Origin of the sequence: Lysinibacillus sp. Y5S-8, from assembly GCF_036894365.1 — a bacterium.
GTDB lineage: Bacteria > Bacillota > Bacilli > Bacillales_A > Planococcaceae > Lysinibacillus > Lysinibacillus fusiformis_D.
In genome coordinates, this window is sequence record NZ_CP145889.1 from 2,833,728 (window position 1) to 2,853,052 (window position 19,325).

The 19,325-nt window shown below is 37.8% G+C and carries 15 protein-coding genes; 5 read left to right on the forward strand and 10 right to left on the reverse strand.

Features of this window, described 5'->3' with window-relative positions:
- Positions 1-101: 101 nt before the first annotated feature.
- From bioB to bioD, 4 genes are read right to left on the reverse strand one after another with little or no spacing between them, the layout of a single operon-like run.
- The gene (gene bioB / locus V6670_RS13750) at positions 102-1,097 is read right to left on the reverse strand and encodes a biotin synthase BioB (RefSeq protein ID WP_058844505.1); all 996 of its coding nucleotides are present in this window, start codon (positions 1,095-1,097) and stop codon (positions 102-104) included.
- Positions 1,094-1,687: a biotin transporter BioY gene (locus V6670_RS13755; protein ID WP_141903630.1), complete on the reverse strand. Its 594-nt coding sequence runs from the start codon at positions 1,685-1,687 to the stop codon at positions 1,094-1,096. Before V6670_RS13755 ends, bioB begins: the two co-directional genes overlap by 4 nt.
- Positions 1,680-3,056 (reverse strand): adenosylmethionine--8-amino-7-oxononanoate transaminase, encoded by a 1,377-nt coding sequence (bioA, locus tag V6670_RS13760; protein ID WP_141903629.1) that lies wholly within the window; start codon positions 3,054-3,056, stop codon positions 1,680-1,682. The genes V6670_RS13755 and bioA overlap by 8 nt, the downstream gene beginning before the upstream one ends.
- Positions 3,037-3,741: a dethiobiotin synthase gene (bioD, locus tag V6670_RS13765; RefSeq protein WP_338651427.1), complete on the reverse strand. Its 705-nt coding sequence runs from the start codon at positions 3,739-3,741 to the stop codon at positions 3,037-3,039. The genes bioA and bioD overlap by 20 nt, the downstream gene beginning before the upstream one ends.
- Positions 3,742-4,004: 263 nt before the next feature.
- On the opposite strand from bioD, the gene V6670_RS13770 reads away from it, so the two are divergent.
- Entirely contained in the window at positions 4,005-4,472 is a 468-nt protein-coding gene (locus V6670_RS13770) for a hypothetical protein (protein WP_338651428.1), read from the forward strand.
- 304 nt (positions 4,473-4,776) lie between these two features.
- Positions 4,777-5,466: a response regulator transcription factor gene (locus V6670_RS13775; RefSeq protein WP_338651429.1), complete on the forward strand. Its 690-nt coding sequence runs from the start codon at positions 4,777-4,779 to the stop codon at positions 5,464-5,466.
- A gap of 30 nt (positions 5,467-5,496) precedes the next feature.
- On the opposite strand, the gene V6670_RS13780 is transcribed toward V6670_RS13775, so the two are convergent.
- From V6670_RS13780 to V6670_RS13790, 3 genes are all read right to left on the reverse strand, one after another.
- Positions 5,497-10,632 carry an ATP-binding protein gene (locus V6670_RS13780; protein WP_338651430.1) on the reverse strand — a complete coding sequence of 1,712 codons (5,136 nt, stop codon included), beginning with the start codon at positions 10,630-10,632 and terminating at the stop codon, positions 5,497-5,499.
- Between the two features lie 526 nt (positions 10,633-11,158).
- Positions 11,159-12,187 carry a beta-carotene 15,15'-monooxygenase gene (locus V6670_RS13785; RefSeq protein ID WP_141903624.1) on the reverse strand — a complete coding sequence of 343 codons (1,029 nt, stop codon included), beginning with the start codon at positions 12,185-12,187 and terminating at the stop codon, positions 11,159-11,161.
- 99 nt (positions 12,188-12,286) lie between these two features.
- On the reverse strand, positions 12,287-13,180 hold the full coding sequence (locus V6670_RS13790; RefSeq protein WP_141903623.1) for an AraC family transcriptional regulator: 894 nt from the start codon (positions 13,178-13,180) through the stop codon (positions 12,287-12,289).
- A 107-nt stretch (positions 13,181-13,287) separates the two neighbouring features.
- Here V6670_RS13790 and V6670_RS13795 point away from each other — a divergent pair, with 107 nt between their 5' ends.
- Positions 13,288-14,211, forward strand: a complete 924-nt coding sequence (locus V6670_RS13795) for a DMT family transporter (protein WP_141903622.1) — start codon at positions 13,288-13,290, stop codon at positions 14,209-14,211.
- A 154-nt stretch (positions 14,212-14,365) separates the two neighbouring features.
- Positions 14,366-15,418, forward strand: a complete 1,053-nt coding sequence (locus V6670_RS13800; protein ID WP_141903621.1) for a Cj0069 family protein — start codon at positions 14,366-14,368, stop codon at positions 15,416-15,418.
- Between the two features lie 30 nt (positions 15,419-15,448).
- On the opposite strand, the gene V6670_RS13805 is transcribed toward V6670_RS13800, so the two are convergent.
- From V6670_RS13805 to V6670_RS13815, 3 genes are all read right to left on the reverse strand, one after another.
- Complete coding sequence (locus tag V6670_RS13805) at positions 15,449-16,081, reverse strand: LysE family transporter (protein ID WP_141903620.1); 633 nt, start codon at positions 16,079-16,081, stop codon at positions 15,449-15,451.
- 117 nt (positions 16,082-16,198) lie between these two features.
- Complete coding sequence (locus V6670_RS13810; protein WP_141903619.1) at positions 16,199-16,942, reverse strand: hypothetical protein; 744 nt, start codon at positions 16,940-16,942, stop codon at positions 16,199-16,201.
- A gap of 87 nt (positions 16,943-17,029) precedes the next feature.
- On the reverse strand, positions 17,030-18,748 hold the full coding sequence (locus V6670_RS13815) for a methyl-accepting chemotaxis protein (protein ID WP_338651431.1): 1,719 nt from the start codon (positions 18,746-18,748) through the stop codon (positions 17,030-17,032).
- Positions 18,749-18,950: 202 nt separating this feature from the next.
- Here V6670_RS13815 and V6670_RS13820 point away from each other — a divergent pair, with 202 nt between their 5' ends.
- Entirely contained in the window at positions 18,951-19,157 is a 207-nt protein-coding gene (locus V6670_RS13820; RefSeq protein WP_141903618.1) for a hypothetical protein, read from the forward strand.
- The last annotated feature ends 168 nt before the right edge of the window (positions 19,158-19,325 follow it).

Sequence of the window (19,325 nt, forward strand, 5' to 3'; positions counted from 1 at the left end):
TTACGCTGCCTATCCACCACTTTTTGATTCCTATCCACCTAAAGCAAAAAACCGCACAGAAGCACGGTTTTGCTGTAGTAGTAGATTTTTCTTTCATAAGCTTAACAAAATGCTTTTTCTTGCTGTTGCGTTAATTCAATCTCGAAGCCTAAATCCTCCAACATACGATAATCACTATTTGCTTCTTGACCAGCTGTTGTTAAATAATCCCCTACAAAAATACTATTGGCTGCATAGAGACCAAGTGGCTGAAGTGAGCCTAGATTGATTTCTCGCCCTCCAGAAATGCGAATTTCCTTTGTCGGATTGATGTAACGGAATAATGCTAAAACCTTTAAACAATAGCGAGGATTTAATTCCTTTGTTCCTTCCAGCTTTGTACCATCTATCGCGTTCAAAAAGTTTACAGGAATAGAATCAGCATCTAATTGATGAAGGGCACGTGCAATCTGGACAACATCCTCCTTCGTTTCCTTCATCCCAATAATGGCACCAGAGCAAGGTGAAATTCCATGCTTTTTCACTATCTCCACCGTATTGACACGATCCTCATACGTGTGCGAGGTTGTGATGAAGGCATGATGGCGCTCTGATGTATTTAAATTATGATTGTAGCGATCCACTCCAGCTGCCTTTAATTGCTGTGCCTGCTCTTCTTTTAATAAGCCTAGACAGGCACAAACCTTCAAGCCATACTTTTCTTTAATTTCCGCCACAGCCTCGCTCACTACATTGACATCCTTACGAGTTGGCCCTCGACCACTTGCAACAATACAATACGTCCCAATTTTATTGTCAAACGCTCGTTTAGCACCAGCCAAAATTTCCTCTTTTGTAATAAAAGGATATTTTTCAATAGGAGCGGTTGATTTAGAAGATTGAGAGCAATAGCCACAATCCTCAGGACAATAGCCACTTTTGGCATTCATAATCATATTCAATTTTACTTTTTTACCGTAATAATGCTTCCGAATGACAAAAGCACCGTCCATTAGCTGTAATAGCTCATCATCCTTACTATTTAAGAGAGCAAGTGCCTCCTCATTGCTAATGATCTTGCCAGCAATTACTTCTTGTGCTAATTGGTAATAATTCATCCTATCTTCTCCCCCTCCACGTGTGAAATGTTCACAGTTCTTGCCGAATGAAATACTTTATACATTCTTTCTGCCAATAGGGCTGACGTTATTGCTAAGCAAACATCAGCGATAATACTACTGAAAAAGCCGATGACAAAAACATGTGACCAGCTTGATTTCATATCTAACCAGAAATTTAATGCTATATATAAATAAGGAATAGCCACCACATAAATAATGATAAGTCCTATAATAGTTGCTCCAATAAAATGCTTTTTCGTTGGCGTCTCAATCCTTTCAATAATGAACCCAATCACATAGGCTGCCATGGCAAAGCCAATCAGATAACCAAATGTTGGCTGTAAGACGTATGTGATACCACCCCCCTGTGTAAAAACGGGCAATCCTACTAAGCCCACACCGATATAGACAAGCTGACTATAAAAACCATTCCGACTACCCAACAAACAGCCTGCTAAAAATACAACAACAATTTGTAATGTAAACGGTACTACAGGCAATGGAATTTTAATAAACGCCCCAATCGCTGTTAGTGCTGCAAACATGGCGATCATAACAAGTGCTAATGTCTGATGTCGCTTAACCAACCTTAGCCCCCCTATCTTGGAAAAACTGTTCGATCGTTTCTTTCGTTGTTTGAATCATGAAGGACATTTCTTCTTCAGAAATAATATAGGGTGGCATAAAATATAAAACATTGCCAAGAGGTCTGATGAGTAGACCTTTTGCCAAAGCTCGCTGATAAATGTGATAGCCGATCCGTTCCTCACTAGCGAATGGTTCCTTTGTCTGTCGATTGGCGACAAGTTCAATAGCTCCTACTAAACCAACTTGTCGATACTCTCCCACATATGGAATGTCACAAAAGGCTGCCATGGCTAATTCCCGCATTTGTTGTCCTTTGTGCTGAATCATCTCCATCACTTGCTCCTCTTCAAATATTGTTAATACTTCAAGTGCGACACGACAGGCCAAGGTATTGCCTGAGTAACTATGTGAATGTAAAAATGCCTTCATCGTTCCATAGTCGTCATAAAAAGCGTTATAGATTTGATCGGTTGTTAAGACAACAGATAACGGTAAATAACCGCCTGTTAATCCCTTTGATAAACACATAAAATCTGGGGCGATGTCCGCCTGCTCACAGGCAAATAACGTACCTGTTCGACCAAAACCAACAGCAATCTCATCTGCGATGAAATGGACATCATAGTGTGAACATAATGCTCGCAAGCGCTGCAAATAGATAGGTGGATACATTTTCATCCCCGCGGCGGCCTGAATAAGCGGTTCAATAATAACAGCCGTAATTTCCTCATGATGTGCTTGAAGCTGTTCCTCTACAAATTGACTACATGGCGCATGGCAGCTTGTTGGCTCTTCCTGAAATGGGCAACGGAAGCAATCTGGCCCTTTGGCACGAACAGTATCTAATAAAAGAGGTTGATATACTTCATTGTATAGCCCTACCCCTCCTACCGATAAAGCACCAATGGTTTCCCCATGATAGGCATCTGTCAAAGCGAGGAAGCGCTGTTTCGCTGGTTTTCCTGTCTGCATATGGTATTGAAAACTCATTTTCAATGCCACCTCAATAGCAGATGAGCCATTATCTGCAAAAAAGACTTTATGTAATTCTTGAGGTGCTAAAGCTGCTAATTTTTCAGCTAAATTTATGGCTGGTTCATGTGTGAAATTAGCAAAAATTGTATGCTCTAATGTAAATGCTTGCTCACTTAAAGCTTGGCTAATTCGCGGATTGGCATGTCCAAATAAATTAACCCACCAAGAGGATACAGCATCCAAATAACGATGATTATTTTCGTCATAAAGCCACACACCTTGCCCTTTTTTTATGACGATTGGCGGAAATGCTTCGTAATCCTTCATCTGTGAGCACGGATGCCAAACATGACGTAAATCTCTTGCCTGCAAGTCAGTTAATGCTTGATTCATAGTTAAAGAACCTTTCAAATAAAGTAGTGTGTGTCATGGCATAATCCATTAGCTGTGACTTGTCCTTCAGCTGTGGAATAATGGCATAAGGTATAGGATAGTACTGTAAAATTGTTTGTATATTGTCTTGTTCTATACTGCTACCCGTGTCTCCATTAAAGACAATGCCAAGAATATCAATTTGACGAGCGCGCAATGCCTCCATCGTTAACAATGTGTGATTGATCGTCCCAAGTGATGTCCTTGTGACCAACACGACTGGCAGCTTGCTGCTGACAATAACATCAAGCAGAGTCGTACCATTTGGAGCAGTGAAAGGAACAAAAAGCCCACCAGCCCCCTCGCATATCACGATATCGTAAGCATCTTGTAAAAATTGAATTTGCTGTAATAGCTCTTTGACATCAATTGACTGTCCCTCTAGCTTGGCAGCATAATGCGGTGATGCCGCTTCCTTCAATGAATAGCTATTAATATGCTCTTGTTGCAGCTTTTGTAAAGAATGCTTTTCATACATAGCTGTATCATGATAATAGCCATGCCCATTTTCGTATACCTCACCTGTTTGCACAGGCTTATAGGGTGTGACTTGCAAACCCTGCCTTTGCAAATGACACATCAACATAGTAGTGACCATCGTTTTACCAACATCCGTATCTGTACCTACAACCCAAAAATGTCGCATTGTTAACCTCCCCTCTTTGAGTTAACTTATAACAATATAAAAGTTAACACATTTAATTTCATTTTGTAAATGCCTATTTGCATTTTCCAAGAAACTCGTTTTTAAAAAGGGAATTTTGTGATAATTTATGTAAAACTAAATCATTACCTCCTAAATCCTACTCGAGGCTACTTATTCATAAAATAAAAAGGATTGAAAATAACGCTGATATTGAAAGGAGTTTCATCTCATCTTGTAGTATTACACTGTATGGGGGTGGTTGTATGTTTGGCATTTTTAAAGAATCCGAGAAGATCATCGATACATATGAACAAGTGCATTCAATTTTAAAATCTTTACTGACCTATGAACTAAAAGAATTACCGACCCGTTATGAATTTTGGTATCGTGTGGCGATACGTCTTGAGGAGTTTCGCACATTACAGGTGGAGCATCGAACTAAGATTTCGATGACCTCATCTGTTGGACGCTTTCATCAAACACAATATGAGACCATAACACAAAAATTAGCAAAGTTTGAGCGATTAGCTGATATCTATAAGCTATTTTGTATCGAAGAAGAACGAGCAGGATTAAATCATCGCCTTTATTTTCATCAAGAAGCTATTGCTGCTCTCTATGAGCATATACAACATAAGGAGCTTTACACGTATTGTGACGATGTTCAACAGCAATTTTGGGAGGCCGTCCGTGATGACATGCTAAATGCAATCGCACACCTCGATTCATGATGTTGGAGGAGGCTGGGACAAAAAGAAAAAATGTTAGACCAAGATACAATCGGTCTGACATTTTTTTGATTTAGGAAGAAATATTTAACTCAATGAGGCGAAAAAATTATTATCTATTTTCGCTATTTTTCAAAATAATCGAGTTCTGTCCCAGCCTCTTGCTGTTTATTAGCCATAAACAGTCCTCCCTGATTGCTTTGCTCTATAGGATATTGCAGTGTTAAAATGACACAAGCGCTAAACCTTCTCTTTCCCATCCGAGATAAAAGTTGGTATATTTTATATAGGAAGGAGATTTAGTGATATGGTGAACGAGAAGATTTTAATAGTAGAAGATGACATAGATATTATGGAAGTTTTATCACTAACGCTAGTGAATGCTAACTATACAGTATTAAAGGCACCCTCCTTATCCACTGGTTGGCATCTCGTTGTCACACAACGACCGGATTTAATCTTGTTAGATGTTAATTTACCGGATGGTACAGGCTTTGAGTTAGCCAAAAAAATCCGAGAAGTATCGGATGCCATTATCATCTTTGTGACCGTCAATCATTTAATTGAACAAAAGCTTGAAGGCTTTGAGGTTGGGGCAGACGATTATATAACAAAGCCATTTATTCCGAAAGAATTATTGGCACGTGTTCAAGCCAATTTAAAAAGAAGAATCCCATCTAAGCAAAATCATGTTGTACATATTGATAATTTATCTATTCATTTTGACGAGAAAAACGTCTATAAAGATGGTCAGCTTCTAAATTTGTTCACAAAGGAAAAACTGCTCCTCTTTTTTCTAATGGAGCATGCAAATCAAGTGATTAGTGTTGACCAGCTCATTGACCATGTTTGGGGCTATGACGGTGTCACCGATTTGAAAACTGTCTCTGTCCATATTAGTACCCTTCGGCGCAAAATTGAAGATGTCCCCTCTAAACCAAAATGGATTCAAACGGTGAGAGGATTTGGCTATCAATTCGTCTATAAAAGAGAGTGATGAGCATTAAGATAACGCTCATCACTCTTGTTAACTATTTACCAATACTTTCGCTAATGGTAATGTAAAGCTAAATATGCTTCCTTCATTTTCAATGCTTTCAACAAAAATTTCACCATTATGCTGGTGCACAATTTGCTTACAAATGGCTAAGCCGATCCCATGTGAATCGGGTTCATGAATATGGGTAGCTCGATAATAGCTATCAAAGATAAAAGGTAAATCCCTCTCAGCAATACCAACGCCACTATCGGCTATCGAACAAATCAAATGCTTGTCCTCCACATGCATGGACAATTGAATACCACCACTTGATGTATATTTCATCGCATTAGTCATCATATTTTCAATCACCTGGTTGATTCTTGTCTCATCAATCAGTAGCTGTGCCTCCTGATGACCATAAAAGTGAACACTATAGGTTAATCCTGACCGTTTGATGTCATCCTTATATCGATTTGCCATTTGTTGATATAATTCCTTTGCCTTTACCTCTGTATAAGAAAATTCTGCTCTACCCGCTTCTAGATTCGCTAAATCAAACAAGTCTTGAATTAAGCTGTTTAATGATAGTAGCCTTTCCTTACTTCTTAGTAAGTATTTCTCTTTAGCCGCTTCCTCCACGATAACGCCCTCAAGCATCAATTCTATATATCCTAAAGTAGAGGTTAGTGGGGAACGTAGCTCATGAGAAATACTATGCAAAAGTTTTTTGCGTTCCAGTTCATTTTTTTCTAAACGTTCATTCATTTTTTTCAAGTGCCGATTGGTTTCATCCAATTCCTTTGTACGTAGCTGCACTCGCTTTTCTAAATCCCCATATATTTTGGCATTTTCAAAAGATACGGCAATTTGAGCAGCTATGACTTTCAGAAGCTGGACATGAGATGGATGGAAGGCATTTGTCAGCAACGTATTCTCAAAATATAAAATCGAAATAATTTCATTTTGATGAACAATCGGTAAGCAAAGAATAGATTTCGCCGTTGAATAGGATAAAAGAGGATGCTGTGTCTTTTGAGCATTTTGAATAATCACATGTTCTTTGCTTTTAAGAACATAGCGTATAATAGACTGCATATTCGCACTAAAGTCCTCTATTTTTTGTTGCTCATACAGCGTAAAGGCATTTTCCGCAGCTTCTGCCTTTGCCAACACCAGTAGTTGCTGCTGCTGTTTATGAATAAAGTAACCACTATCTGCTCCTACATGCTTTAACAGGGAAAACAATATGTTATGCAGGAGATCCTCCATGCGAATGGCTGTTGCAAAAGATTGGGTCGTCTCAAATACAGTCATCATATCAAACGTGAGTGATTGTCTACGCTGACTTTCTGGTTGGCGATTTACTTGATAGTCACTTTCCCATCTTCTAGCAATCGTTTCGGCTCCCCATGCTTGCATGCTTTGAATACCATTTAATATATAGTGTCTTGCTGTTTTCATTTGCTGTTTGGCGCGATAATAGTCTGCTGCTCGTTCATAAGCAAGTGCCGCATCTTGGATAAAGCCATTCATTTTTGCTAATTGTATAGCTCGGTCATAATAGAGCTCAGCATCTTTTCCTTTGTTGTTGAAACGGTAATTTTCTGCCATTAATAAGATATAGAGATGCTCGTAATTGGCAGGAGAATAACTGGCCCATTTTTTAAATTTTTTTATGCTTTGCTGTATGTCAGATAGATATAAGCGTCGCTCTTGTGCTTCACCATTGAGGCGCTGTAGAAAATGAAATTGCCACATAGCCCGATAAAAATAATAAACGGTGGTAATCGGTAATGTATAGGTTTCTTTACTTAATTCCTTTAAGTCTATCAAAATCGCTTTTCCTTGCTTTTCATCGCCTAATAAAAAGGACATTTGTAAACGTACTGAATAATGCATGATTTTAATAGCAGGCTGATCCTGTATCGTAAAGGAGTACCCCCAATGTACAGGATGATGTGGATCGTGCAGAGCATTCATCCATCCTCCCATTTCAGCTAAAAAATCAATCGATAAAGTACTTGCATGTATGGAAAATTCATCTTGTTGTCGCCTAATTTCCTGCTGTAAATCTTGAATGGAAGCCCCCTGAATAAGTCGAATAGCGACAATAAAACAAGAGGCTGAGGATACTAAATGATATAAGCCGAGCTCTTGGCTTTTTTGTTGAGCCTCGTTAATATATTGAATGCTGGCTTCATACGGCTCTGTCCAATGGCTGATAAACACCCCATACACATAATAAGTATGTCCTTTGATATAAATACTCTCTTGCGTATCGGCAACGGTGATGGCCAGTTTTCCAAAGCGAGCAGCTTCTTTTATATTGCCAAACCCCGCATTTAAAAGCATGGCATAGTTAATCAATACCATGGCACTTTTCGGTGTCGTACCATACTTCAACTGTAGGCGCATGCCTTTCATTAAAAGAATGCCCGTTAAGTTAGGATTTAACAGGAAAGCACTTGCCGTCATATTAATAATTAAATGAATTAATAGATCAATTTCCTTACTATTTGTTGCAGATTGTTGCAATAAATCCTGGTCAGACATATGTCGCAATGCTAATTTTAATAATAGATATTCTTTGAGAAGCTGTGATTTTTTAGGAGCTGCCGTAATTTTCAAATTTGCAACTTGTAACCCCGCCAAGCCTGCTTCTAGACCAATACTAGGATTATCAGATTCAATATATAATATCGTTTTTAAATTATTAATCATCAGCTTTTCTAACACTGTCTCTGAATGCTGCAAAGCTTCTGTTAAATGTATTTCAGAGCGTTCATAGTGCCCTGCAATATATTCACATTCTCCTAAGTTCGCATATAATTTAACAGACAGTTCTCTCCTAGTTATCCAATGATTCGGTGTTAATAGTTCTTTACTAGTTGTAAAAAATTTAAGCGCATTATCAAACAACCCTATTCTTTTAGCCTCTACCCCTAGTTGATAATTCCATAGAGCCAACTTCTGTTTTTCTTCCCTCGTCAATAATTGCCGGCTGTAATTAAAATGCATAACCATTTCGTTTAAACGATCATGGTCTGCAATCGTTGGAGAATTCTCAGTTAGTAATTGGCCAATTTGATAATGCAGCTTGATGCGCTTTTGTAACGGAATTTCTTGATAGGCTACTTGCTGAATACGATCATGGACAAATTGGAATTTTGTCGAAAATGTATGCAAAATTCCTTCATGTTCAAATGTACTCGCCCATTTATAATGTGCATCTAACGGAATAATAAAACCATTTTCCACAAGTGTTTCTAAATATTTCAATAATGTTTGAGCAGGTAGAGAGACAAGCTTTAAGACATCACTAAATTCAAAACGCTGACCAAAACATGCGACGAGTCGTAAAATAGCATGGACATCGGTCGTTAAATTAGCCATTCTATTCTCAATGAAAGCAAGTAGCTCGTTATTTAAACGAGATAAATTGAATTTCTGACGATTAAACTGCCACTCTTTTGTTGTCGTATTAAAATAAATCGTGTTATCTTGCTGGAGTGAACGGTACGCTTCTTTTACAAAGAGTGGATTCCCTTTGGTCAAATTAAATAATTGTTTAGCAATGACCTGTATCGTTTGCGGCTGAGCATTGAAAGATGCCTCAAGCCATTGCCGCACATGTTGTTCCTGAAGAAGGGGTAAAGGAATATGGTGACAATTGGAAAAAACAGTGGTTCTTTGCTCACTTTTTTCCTCTGTGCTGTCCTCATTCACTCGGAATGTCCCAATCATCATAAAGTACCCCGCTCGTTGCTGCTCATAAATTTGTGCCATAATTTCAAGCGTACTCTGATTGGCCCAGTGCAAATCATCAACAAACCATACAACCGGTTTCTTTTGCATTGCAAATGTTAATAAAATTTTTTGAATCGAAATAAACGTATAGGAATGGAGCTGTTTTGTATTTTGACGAACCTCCTTTTGAAAGCCTACTTCTTCCTTCACAAACCATTTGAGTTCAGGTAATAAATGAATAAGCTCATCTGTCACAACTAATTTGACTTCCCGGAATAATTTTTTCCATAATTGTACAGATTTTTCACCTTCCATATAAACCAATTTCAATAAATTTCTTAACGGATGAACCACAATGGTATAGTCATTTTCTAATTGTAATTGCTCATACTTCGTTGCAATAAAATAGCCCTTTGCCGCCGCAATTTCACCCTTCAGCTCTTGTACTAGCTTGGATTTTCCATATCCTGCTTGCCCTGAAATAGTGACCATTTTTTTATCACCTTTTGTGACCTGATAAAAGTGAGAGGAAAGCTCTGCAAATTGCTCTTCTCTGCCGTAAAGCTTAGTAGACAATCCCGAATTCAACTGTAAATCCTGTTGACCTAGTGGGAAGTCATCAAGTGATTTATTTGCCGTAACTCTATGTTGGATAAAGAGCAAATCCTCTCTCAAACCCATTGCACTTTGATAACGATCAGCCGGATTTTTAGCCAAAAGCTTGTCAATAATCTTCCAAAGGAGAGGATGACAACTATTTTGAAGGTTCATCAAGGATTCTGGCTTTTTGGTTAAGATTTCGTAAATTAAATCTACAGCATCCTTTGCTTGAAAAGGTAATTGACCGCCCAATATTTCGTAAAAAATCATACCAAGTGCATATAAATCCGTACGATAATCCACATCTAAATGAAGTCTGCCCGTCTGTTCAGGTGCATAATAAGGTAACTGATCCCGTCTTTCATAGGGATTTTCAATGACAACTGGCGATTCTGCATCATATTTCGAACTAAACTCGGAGCTTAATAATTTTATTTTGAACGAATTTGGATTGATTAATATTTGATCAGGATGAAGGTGCAAATAAAGTAAATTACTTTGTTGCATTTTAATACAAATATTCACAAGCTCAATCGCTATTAGTAGAAATTGATGTAAAGAAATAAGGTTATTTCCAAGTTGCTTTAGGGGCACACCATTAAAATTTTCATAGATAATCGCATATTGTTTATCTATATAATCCATAGCAATCGGCTTCAATAGCCAAGGATTTTGCTCATTGGAAAACAAGGTAAATTCATATTGCAGTTTGGCTCTTGTCTCAGCAGAATTTTGATGAATACTTTTTACGAGTACCAGATTGTTAAATTTCTTCATATACATTCTTTGTAAGTGCCAATCTTGATTAGACTGCAAAAGGATACAATCATTCACAAACGAACCCCCTCTTCTATCTAGTTATACTACCTTCATTTGTTAATTAGAAATCCAACGAAACTAAATCACTATTTTATATTTATATACATTTATGCCAAAAATCGAAGTTGTTTTTACATTTGCTTAGTAATTTCTTCACTTAACTGTTGCTTGTTTTTCAAGCACTTTAAAAATAAGGTGTACAGGAATGTAAACCTTTAAGATACATCCAGAAATTGTATATTGGTGTATAAGCTTATTATACTATTTTTCTATTAAAGGTTCTTCACCTTTTATTCAATACTCAGAAAATTTCACAAAGCTCTATCTAGTTTTGACACGACCTTTACATTCCCTTTCCTCCTACTTTTGTATATGAAATACTATAAAAAACGAAGGTTAAAATTCGGTTAAATAATATTATTATTTTTACAGGCTATACATAAGCCATCTTTATAGAATGGAACATCTTACTTTTACAGACTTACTTTGAGCGATTAATAAAACGGGTGCACGCATATTAGGAGCACCCGTTTTAGGATAGTTATTTTGTTATTCCTTGTTCAAGCATTTGTCTAAACTCTTGTACTTGATCAGCCTTGATGGCTACTTGATTATAGCGCTTTTTTATTCCTAGCATAAATGTCACTTCTACAGGCTCTTTCATTTTCAAAATGAATTGTGGGTAGGCTTCAGCAAAATCACGGGCTATAAAATCAATCGTGTCTTTTGATAATTTTCCTTCTAGCTGCTCCTTATCTTCCACGATTGCTGCAATTTGAGCAAATGGAATGGCAGTTCGTTTCATTAGTCCAAGAGATAAATACAATGTATCATTTGTTACGTAAACAGGATTTAAACGAATGGCCTGCATATCCGCTAAAAAGAAAATCACTGAATACATATTAAAAAGGAGCAAAACAATTGAAAGTACTATTGACTTTTCATGTAGCCACCAGTGAATGCCAATCGTTTCAATGGCAATGCCATGAATAATCATGAGCTGAAAAGCGATGTAGCTCGAATTTTTATGTAAAGTTAAGCCCTGATGTTCTTGTCTTTTCCAACTTGCAAAACCATAATATAGCACTAGCATATCCGCACAAATCATCTGAATAATAGGATGCTTGGGTACATGATTTTCTACAGCTTTTGAAAATGAAAAGAGATCTGGCAATGAACTCCTACGCACTTCCATCAGGATTTTGGGCAAATAGCGCACGAGTGTTGCTAGTACGACAATTTCTAATAAAATAATAACTCCTTCCATCACAAAACCCGCCCATGTCACAGCCACAAATGGCTGAAGATGCTCCATGGGAATCATAAAGCGTGCGGCAATACAGCCTGATGCGGCTAATAAAATGGCGTGCTTGAACGAAAACCTTCCTTTATAAAGCATCCATAATACGGGCATCACCACAATAAAGTCGATCAATGACCCCATGACAACCCCATTCGTTTCGATTGGTAAAATGGATACACCCAATCCAGTGTTATAGAGTGTATAATTGCTGGCTAACACGATTAATAACAAGCCTAGCCATATATTTTGCTTACTTTTTAAAACCATCCTTCCCTATCCCCCTCCCTACTGCTAATTTTACTTTATTTCAAATGGTTAATTTTGTATATATTTTGAGTATAAAAGATGATCTTTTTCCATACATGTTCAATTATTTTTCACACTTAGAAACTTCTTACGGTAAACATGTGGCGAGTAGCCAGTGTATTCTTTAAATTTTTCGATATAGTAACTGACCGTACTAAAACCTGTATCACCAGCTATTTCGGTTATAGATAGCTCACCATTCCGCAATAATTCTATGCTTTTGCGCAGTCGGTATTGTAATAAATAGCTAAACGGCGTCATACCCACTATTTTCTTAAAAAAGCGACTGCATTCGGCGCGACTTATATAGACATGACTTGCTAAATCTTCTAACGTTACTTTTTGTTGATAATGTGCATGTAAAAAATCCAACATTACTTTTGCTCGTTCATGCTGTACGATGGAGGATTGATCCATCATTTCTTCTGTCAGCAAGGATTGAGTTAGCATCGATTCCCAAATGAATAGGAGCTCTCTCCAAAACTTTAATTCAAAAAATACGTCTTGTTCCCGCATCAATGCTGCAATCGATGCTATTTTCTGTGCTAACTCCCCCGTCAGCTTGACATAAGGCACTCGATTTTTTGTGATATAAGGCTCAACATATTTTGGGGCAAAGATACTGCCCTCATGACCAGCTATGAGCATTGGGTCCACATTGACACAATAAATCAAAGCTTGTTCAATTTTATAAGGCTTCGCTTCATGCAATACCGAAGCATTGATAAAGAGCCCCTCCCCTTGTTCCAAAATAAATGCATCTCCCCCTACTCGATACTGAGCTCGTCCACTTTTTAAATAAACAAATTGAATTTCCTTATGCCAATGGAGTGGTAGGAAATCCAACCTCTCTAATTGCATGACCGTTTCATACAAGGCAACGGGAAATTCTTTTGTCCCGTGCAGCGTTAATTCTTGTAAATCCTTTGCTATTTTAATATGCGTCAACGGCATCCTTAACACCTCAATATATTGATATTTTCATACGATTAAATCGATATTTATTTGCATTTCTCTCCTTTATAATCACCTTATATTGATAGTTTAGGAGATGTGAACAAATGAATCAAATCATCCAAAGAAATCGTACTATGGGCTTCCTACTTGTTATATTAGGGGCAAGTTTTTGGGGAATAGGTGGAACCGTTGCCCAAAGGTTATTCCAACAAGACGATATAGAAGTGGGCTGGCTTGTATCTAGTCGGCTACTTTTGGCTGGGCTACTGCTACTAGCTATTTATAAAATAACCTACCGTCATGACTCAATTTTTGTCATATGGCGCACGAAACAGAATGCTTTTAAACAAATTTTATTTAGTTTACTCGGCATGCTCGCTGTCCAATATACCTATATGATGTCTATCGCGATTGGTAATTCTGCAGTAGCCACCTTATTACAATATTTAGCACCGCTGTTTATCATGGCTTATTTTTTACTAACGAGGCAAAGTCCATTGACAAAACAAGATGGGATTGCCGTCACACTTACACTTGTAGGAACATTTTTATTATTAACAAATGGCTCCGTTTCAACCTTGTCAGTTCCTTTTATGGCTGTGCTGTGGGGCGTGTTATCAGGGCTTTCAGTTGCCTTTTATACTCTCTATGCGATTCCACTTTTGCAGCAATTTCATTCATTACTAGTTGTTGGCTGGTCAATGATTATCGGTGGTGCAGTAATGAGTATTTTCCATCCACCTTGGGCGATTGATGTATCAAATTGGACCTTTTCCACTGTTGCTTATTTTCTCTTTATCATTATTTTTGGCACAATGCTCGCTTTTTGGTTTTATATTGCTAGTTTGCACTATCTCTCCCCTAAGGAGTCAAGCTTACTAGGAAGCCTTGAACCATTAATGGCTGTTATTACGAGTGTCTGTTGGTTAAAAATTACCTTTGGAGGCTATCAGTTTATAGGCACATTACTCATTCTTCTTATGATTTTATATCTCACAGTCTTTCAGAAAAAACAGGTTGAAGCGTAACTTATTCAAATTTTTCCGAAAACAATAGTAAATACCTCCTAAAACAGGACTAGTAATATGTAAATTTATACATAAAATTTACATATTTCATCTATCTTTTTTCCTGATTTGTCTACTATACTGAATTTAATAGCAGACAAAAGGAGGTATTTTTATGGATAAAAAAGTTATTTTTTTCGAGGTTGAGGGTGGTACAGATAAAGGACCCGATGGCTATCGCCCAGACACCCTACCGATGGTGGATGCCCTAAAGCAACGTGGGCAAGATGCAGAGGTATTATTTTTTGATGTCACAAAAAAACAGCAAATCTTTGACTATGTGAAGGAACATGGTGTTGCCTATGTATCGCGTATAAACCCTGGTAACTTACAGCATGAGGAAGCGTATTTTACTATGCTACGAGAGCTGTGCCAGACTGGAATTATCGGAATGCCACATCCCGATGCGATGATTAGCTATGGCTCGAAAGATGCTCTATCAAAACTTACATCAACGAATTTAGTACCTGATGATACATATGCCTACTACACTATAGAAGCATTCAAAACACAATTCCCTAACTCCTTAGCTTCGACAGAACGTGTTCTGAAGCAAAATCGTGGTTCAACTGGTGAAGGTATTTGGCGTGTACAATTGGTGAATCCGCTTGCCAAGGGCATCACTGAAGTGCCACTTGATGCACAAATCAAATGTACAGAAGCGAAAGATAATCATGTTGAATATTGGCAGCTTGACGAGTTCATGACATTTTGTGAGCAGTATATTACAGGGACGAATGGTATGTTAATCGATATGCGATTTCTTCCGCGAATTACAGAAGGTGAAATTCGCTTATTTATGTTGAGAAACCGCCCTATTTATGTAGTACATAAAAAACCGGCAGATACTGAGGATGCCTTTAGCGCTACACTCTTCTCAGGTGCCCAATATCGCTATGACCAGCCTGCAGATTGGCAAGAGCTCGTACAAAATTTTTTAGCACAACTCCCACAAGTGACGAACCTATTAGGCAATTATGATTTACCATTGATTTGGACGGCTGACTTTATGTTAGATACGAATGAGGCTGGAGAAGATGGTTATATTTTAGGTGAAATGAATTGCTCCTGTGTGGGCTTTACTTCAGAACTATCGCTAGCGCATGAAGTAGCGGAAGAAATTATCGCCTGTATCCATGAGCATCAAGCAGCACTGATGGTACCATAAAAAAAAGTGCGATCTAGAAGATCGCACTTTTCATATATAAACCTTAATTGCTTGAATAAATTCATATATAAAATAACCAGCAAAACCAATCAATAAGAATCCTGCAACAATTGTAAATGTCTTAATCATCTTACGGTTCATGGCTTTTCGAGTGACTGACACAATGGTCAGCAAACCGATGTCGTGGAGTAAAATACCGCTAAGAACGCCAGCAGCAATAATTAAAAAGTTTGTCGGCTGTCCTTGTCCATAAGATTTAGCTAGCACTACACCAAATACATTGACCCAAAATACAAGATTACCAGGCGAAATTGCGACCAATAAGCCATTAAAATAAGAGGCAAAAAACGATTTGGTTACTTTTTCTCCTGCTAATGTAATATCATGGTCTGCATTCTTGATAGAATCATAGCCTAACAAGAATAAAAAGCCTGCTCCAATAATCCACATAGGAAGTTGGACCATCGGCATAGCCAAAATAGAGGCTAGTCCCATGTATAAAGCAAAAACTAATACAATGTCAATGGTCATGCCACCAAGCCCTACAGCCCAGCCATGCATAAAACCATTTTTGAGTCCTTGCTTTGTCATTTCTACAGTAATAGCTCCTACAGGCATGGCAATGGCAAGTCCTACCAATACATACGCTACATATAAACTCAAAAAAACACTTCTTTCATGTAATCGATAAGCTTCATACGTCCGTTTATCTTTTTATGATAGCATAAATATACTTAAAAGCAAATAATTATTAATGTTTTACTAGACAGTTTTTAATCGTTATAGCATTTGCTTTTTCCATTGTGTTAACAGATCACGTGACTTTACAAGATCCATTTTCAATGCAACTTGCTTAGCGCTGCACCGTTTTTCAGCTTTGTTCCAAGCCTCTTCTAAGGCAGGTAAATAGCTTAAATTTTTCGTCGCTGCTACTAGTTGTAAAAAAATATTGCCTTGAATATAGTGCCAACGTGGATTCATCCCATCTAGTAGAATAGCTTCTTCAATTAATCGTAATGCTAGATAGGGGCTGCCCTCCTGACGATTCAAAAACTGAGCAAAAGCTCCCCAATAGAGCGCCTTATTGGGCTGCAATTTGATTGCCTCTGCATACTGTGCTGTTGCCTTGTCTCGTTCTTCAGCAAGAACAAAGTATTCCGCCATTGTATAATAAGCGTTCGCCTGTGCTTCAATAGACCCTGCTAATAATTCATCGATTACTTTGCCAAATTGCTCATCATCCTGACTGCCAATATAAGCCGTGAGAACATCTCGTTCTGGATAAGAACCATCTGTTCGTTCTACACTTTGTTTCACCTTTTCGTCAGTGGGGTGAGGCATACTCGCATACCCATTCGCCTCTAGCATGGCCACATGCTGTTGAATGAATTGATAGGCCTCCTCTTCAACCACTGCATGATTCATTATTATTTTTTTAGCCAGTTGATAGCTTTCCTTTACCTGTCCACTCAAAAATAAGTCATTGACTTGTTGAACTTGCTCATCCAGTTGTTTTACCACCATTTAAATCCTCCACTTCACAAAAGACAAATCTTATAGCTAGTGTACCATCTTCGCAATAGAAGCAAAAGACAACTTGTCCTAATCTTTCTACAATTCTTTTAATTTAAACGCTTTTACATGCTGTTCAAGTGTATGAGCCATATGATTTGTTTCATTAGAACCTTGTGCTACCTCATCAATACTTGCTGTTGTTTGCTGTGCTGCTACCGTAATCATATTCATCGTTTCTTCTATATCTCTAATGGATTCTGTTAATTGTTGAATCATTTGAACAATACGAGCTGATTTTTCATTTTCAGCGGTCATAGCATGAGAAAGCATAATCATTTCTTCTACCGTTGTGGCTACTGCTGTGGAAATATTACCTAAAGATTGCGCGGTTAAACGCACTGTCTCTGTGCCTTTTTCGATATATTGCGTATTATCATTCGTAGATGTCATCACTTGCTGAACATGTTTCATAATGTCTTGAATTAGCTGTTCGACTTGTAAAACCTCTTGATTGGACTGCTCGGCAAGCTTGCGTACTTCCTCAGCAACAATGGCAAAGCCCTTCCCATGCTCCCCTGCTCTAGCCGCCTCGATGGAAGCATTCAAAGCTAGTAAATTCGTTTGAGAGGCTATAGTAGCAATAGAGGTAGTAATCGTTTGTATTTTGGTTGCCGATGTGACCAAGTTTTCGACTGTTTGTCGAACTTCACCTGAACCGTTATGAATTAATGCCATATCATTACTTATATCCTTCGCTAGTCGCTCACCCTCTGTTGCTAATTTCATCGTTTGTCGAGCATTCTCAGCACTGTCATTGGCATTGTGCTGTATCATTTGAAGGTCCTCTGCTAAAGATGTCAGAACATCTGTCGCATTTTCAGCATGGTGCATCCCTTCCGTCACAGCACTTGTAACCTCTTCGATATTGTTCGCAACACCTTGAATCGTATCACTCATATCGTGTAACGTGGAAGCGGTTTCATCTGAGTTATTGGCTAAAGTATTAGAAGTGGAGCGCATTGTCATAATCATATTTTGCAAATTAGCGGTCATTCGATTTAAGGTATTTGCTAAATCCTCTACTTCATCCTTACTATGAATTTTTGTTTCAGGTACAGCTAAATTCCCATTCGCAATTTCTTTAGCCTGCTGAATTAGCACACTAATCGGTTTCACTTTTCGACGAATTAAAAAGCCTGTAATGATCGAAGCAATAAGCATAGGGAAAATACTTATTAAAATACCATTTCGCACGACATCCCACGTTCGTTCCTTTACGATATAGGCATCAAAATCGATGACACTAATTGCAATGATTTCTTTACTAGAATCATGGTCTTTAAAAATAGGTGCATAGCCTGATAAGCGATCCATACCAGCAAAATGATAGGGCTGTGAGTATGTTGGATGCTTATGTGTAAGCAACATATCAATGGCTTCTTTATCTAAATAAAATGAATCGCCAGGTGCGAGACCTTCCTCAGCTAAATGTTCATCCAGCGCTAATAATGTGCCATCGAGTGCTAAAATATATTGCGTTTGAAAAATGTCCTTATGGCCCGTTGTCCAGTTTAAATCATGTCCAATACGCGCCTGTGCATCTTGATCGCCCTGAATGGCCTTGTCCATTAATGCAGGATCAATTAAACCTGTTGTGATATTGGCACAGCCATAGGCCTCCACGCCAGCAGCATCATATAGTTTATTGTAAGCAGTTATGTATGTAGCGAACGACGTAATCCCTAGCATCACCACTAAAATACCAGCAATAATCGTCCCAAGTTGAAAAGTTAATGAATTGCGTAATTTCACCATTCATCCTCTCCCCTTTCTAATAATAATCTATGAATATTCCCTATTATTCCTCAATCATACTACAAAAAGATGTATTTAAAAAGCATCTTTAATATTACTAATATAATAAAAGTGATGGATAAAAGTTCTGAATTATGCGATAATTGAAGCGAACTCTCTTCATCATGGAGCATTACCATATCATCTAATAGGAGGGCTTGCTATGAATAAACGCTTTCATTTTATATCGCTTATTACAGGAAATTTGTTAACGATAGGAGCTATTTTTATTTATGCTATGCAAAGTCAAGTGCATGTAGCCCTCAGTACGTATGCTCTTGTGATGGGGTTTTTAAGTACATTACTTGTGGTTTTCTTTTATATATGGGGAGAAGAAAAACAACAGATACCCAATCGCTTTTTGAAATAATTAGCATAAAATTAGCCTGTTTTGACACACTAAAACGATTGAAAGCAGTTGATTTTATTATGCTGTACATCCCTTTTTACCTTATAGGGTGAAAGGGATTTTTTATGTACAGCTCAAAAGGATAAAGCACATGAAATTCTATGATGAGAGGCTAGATTTAGTTTGAAC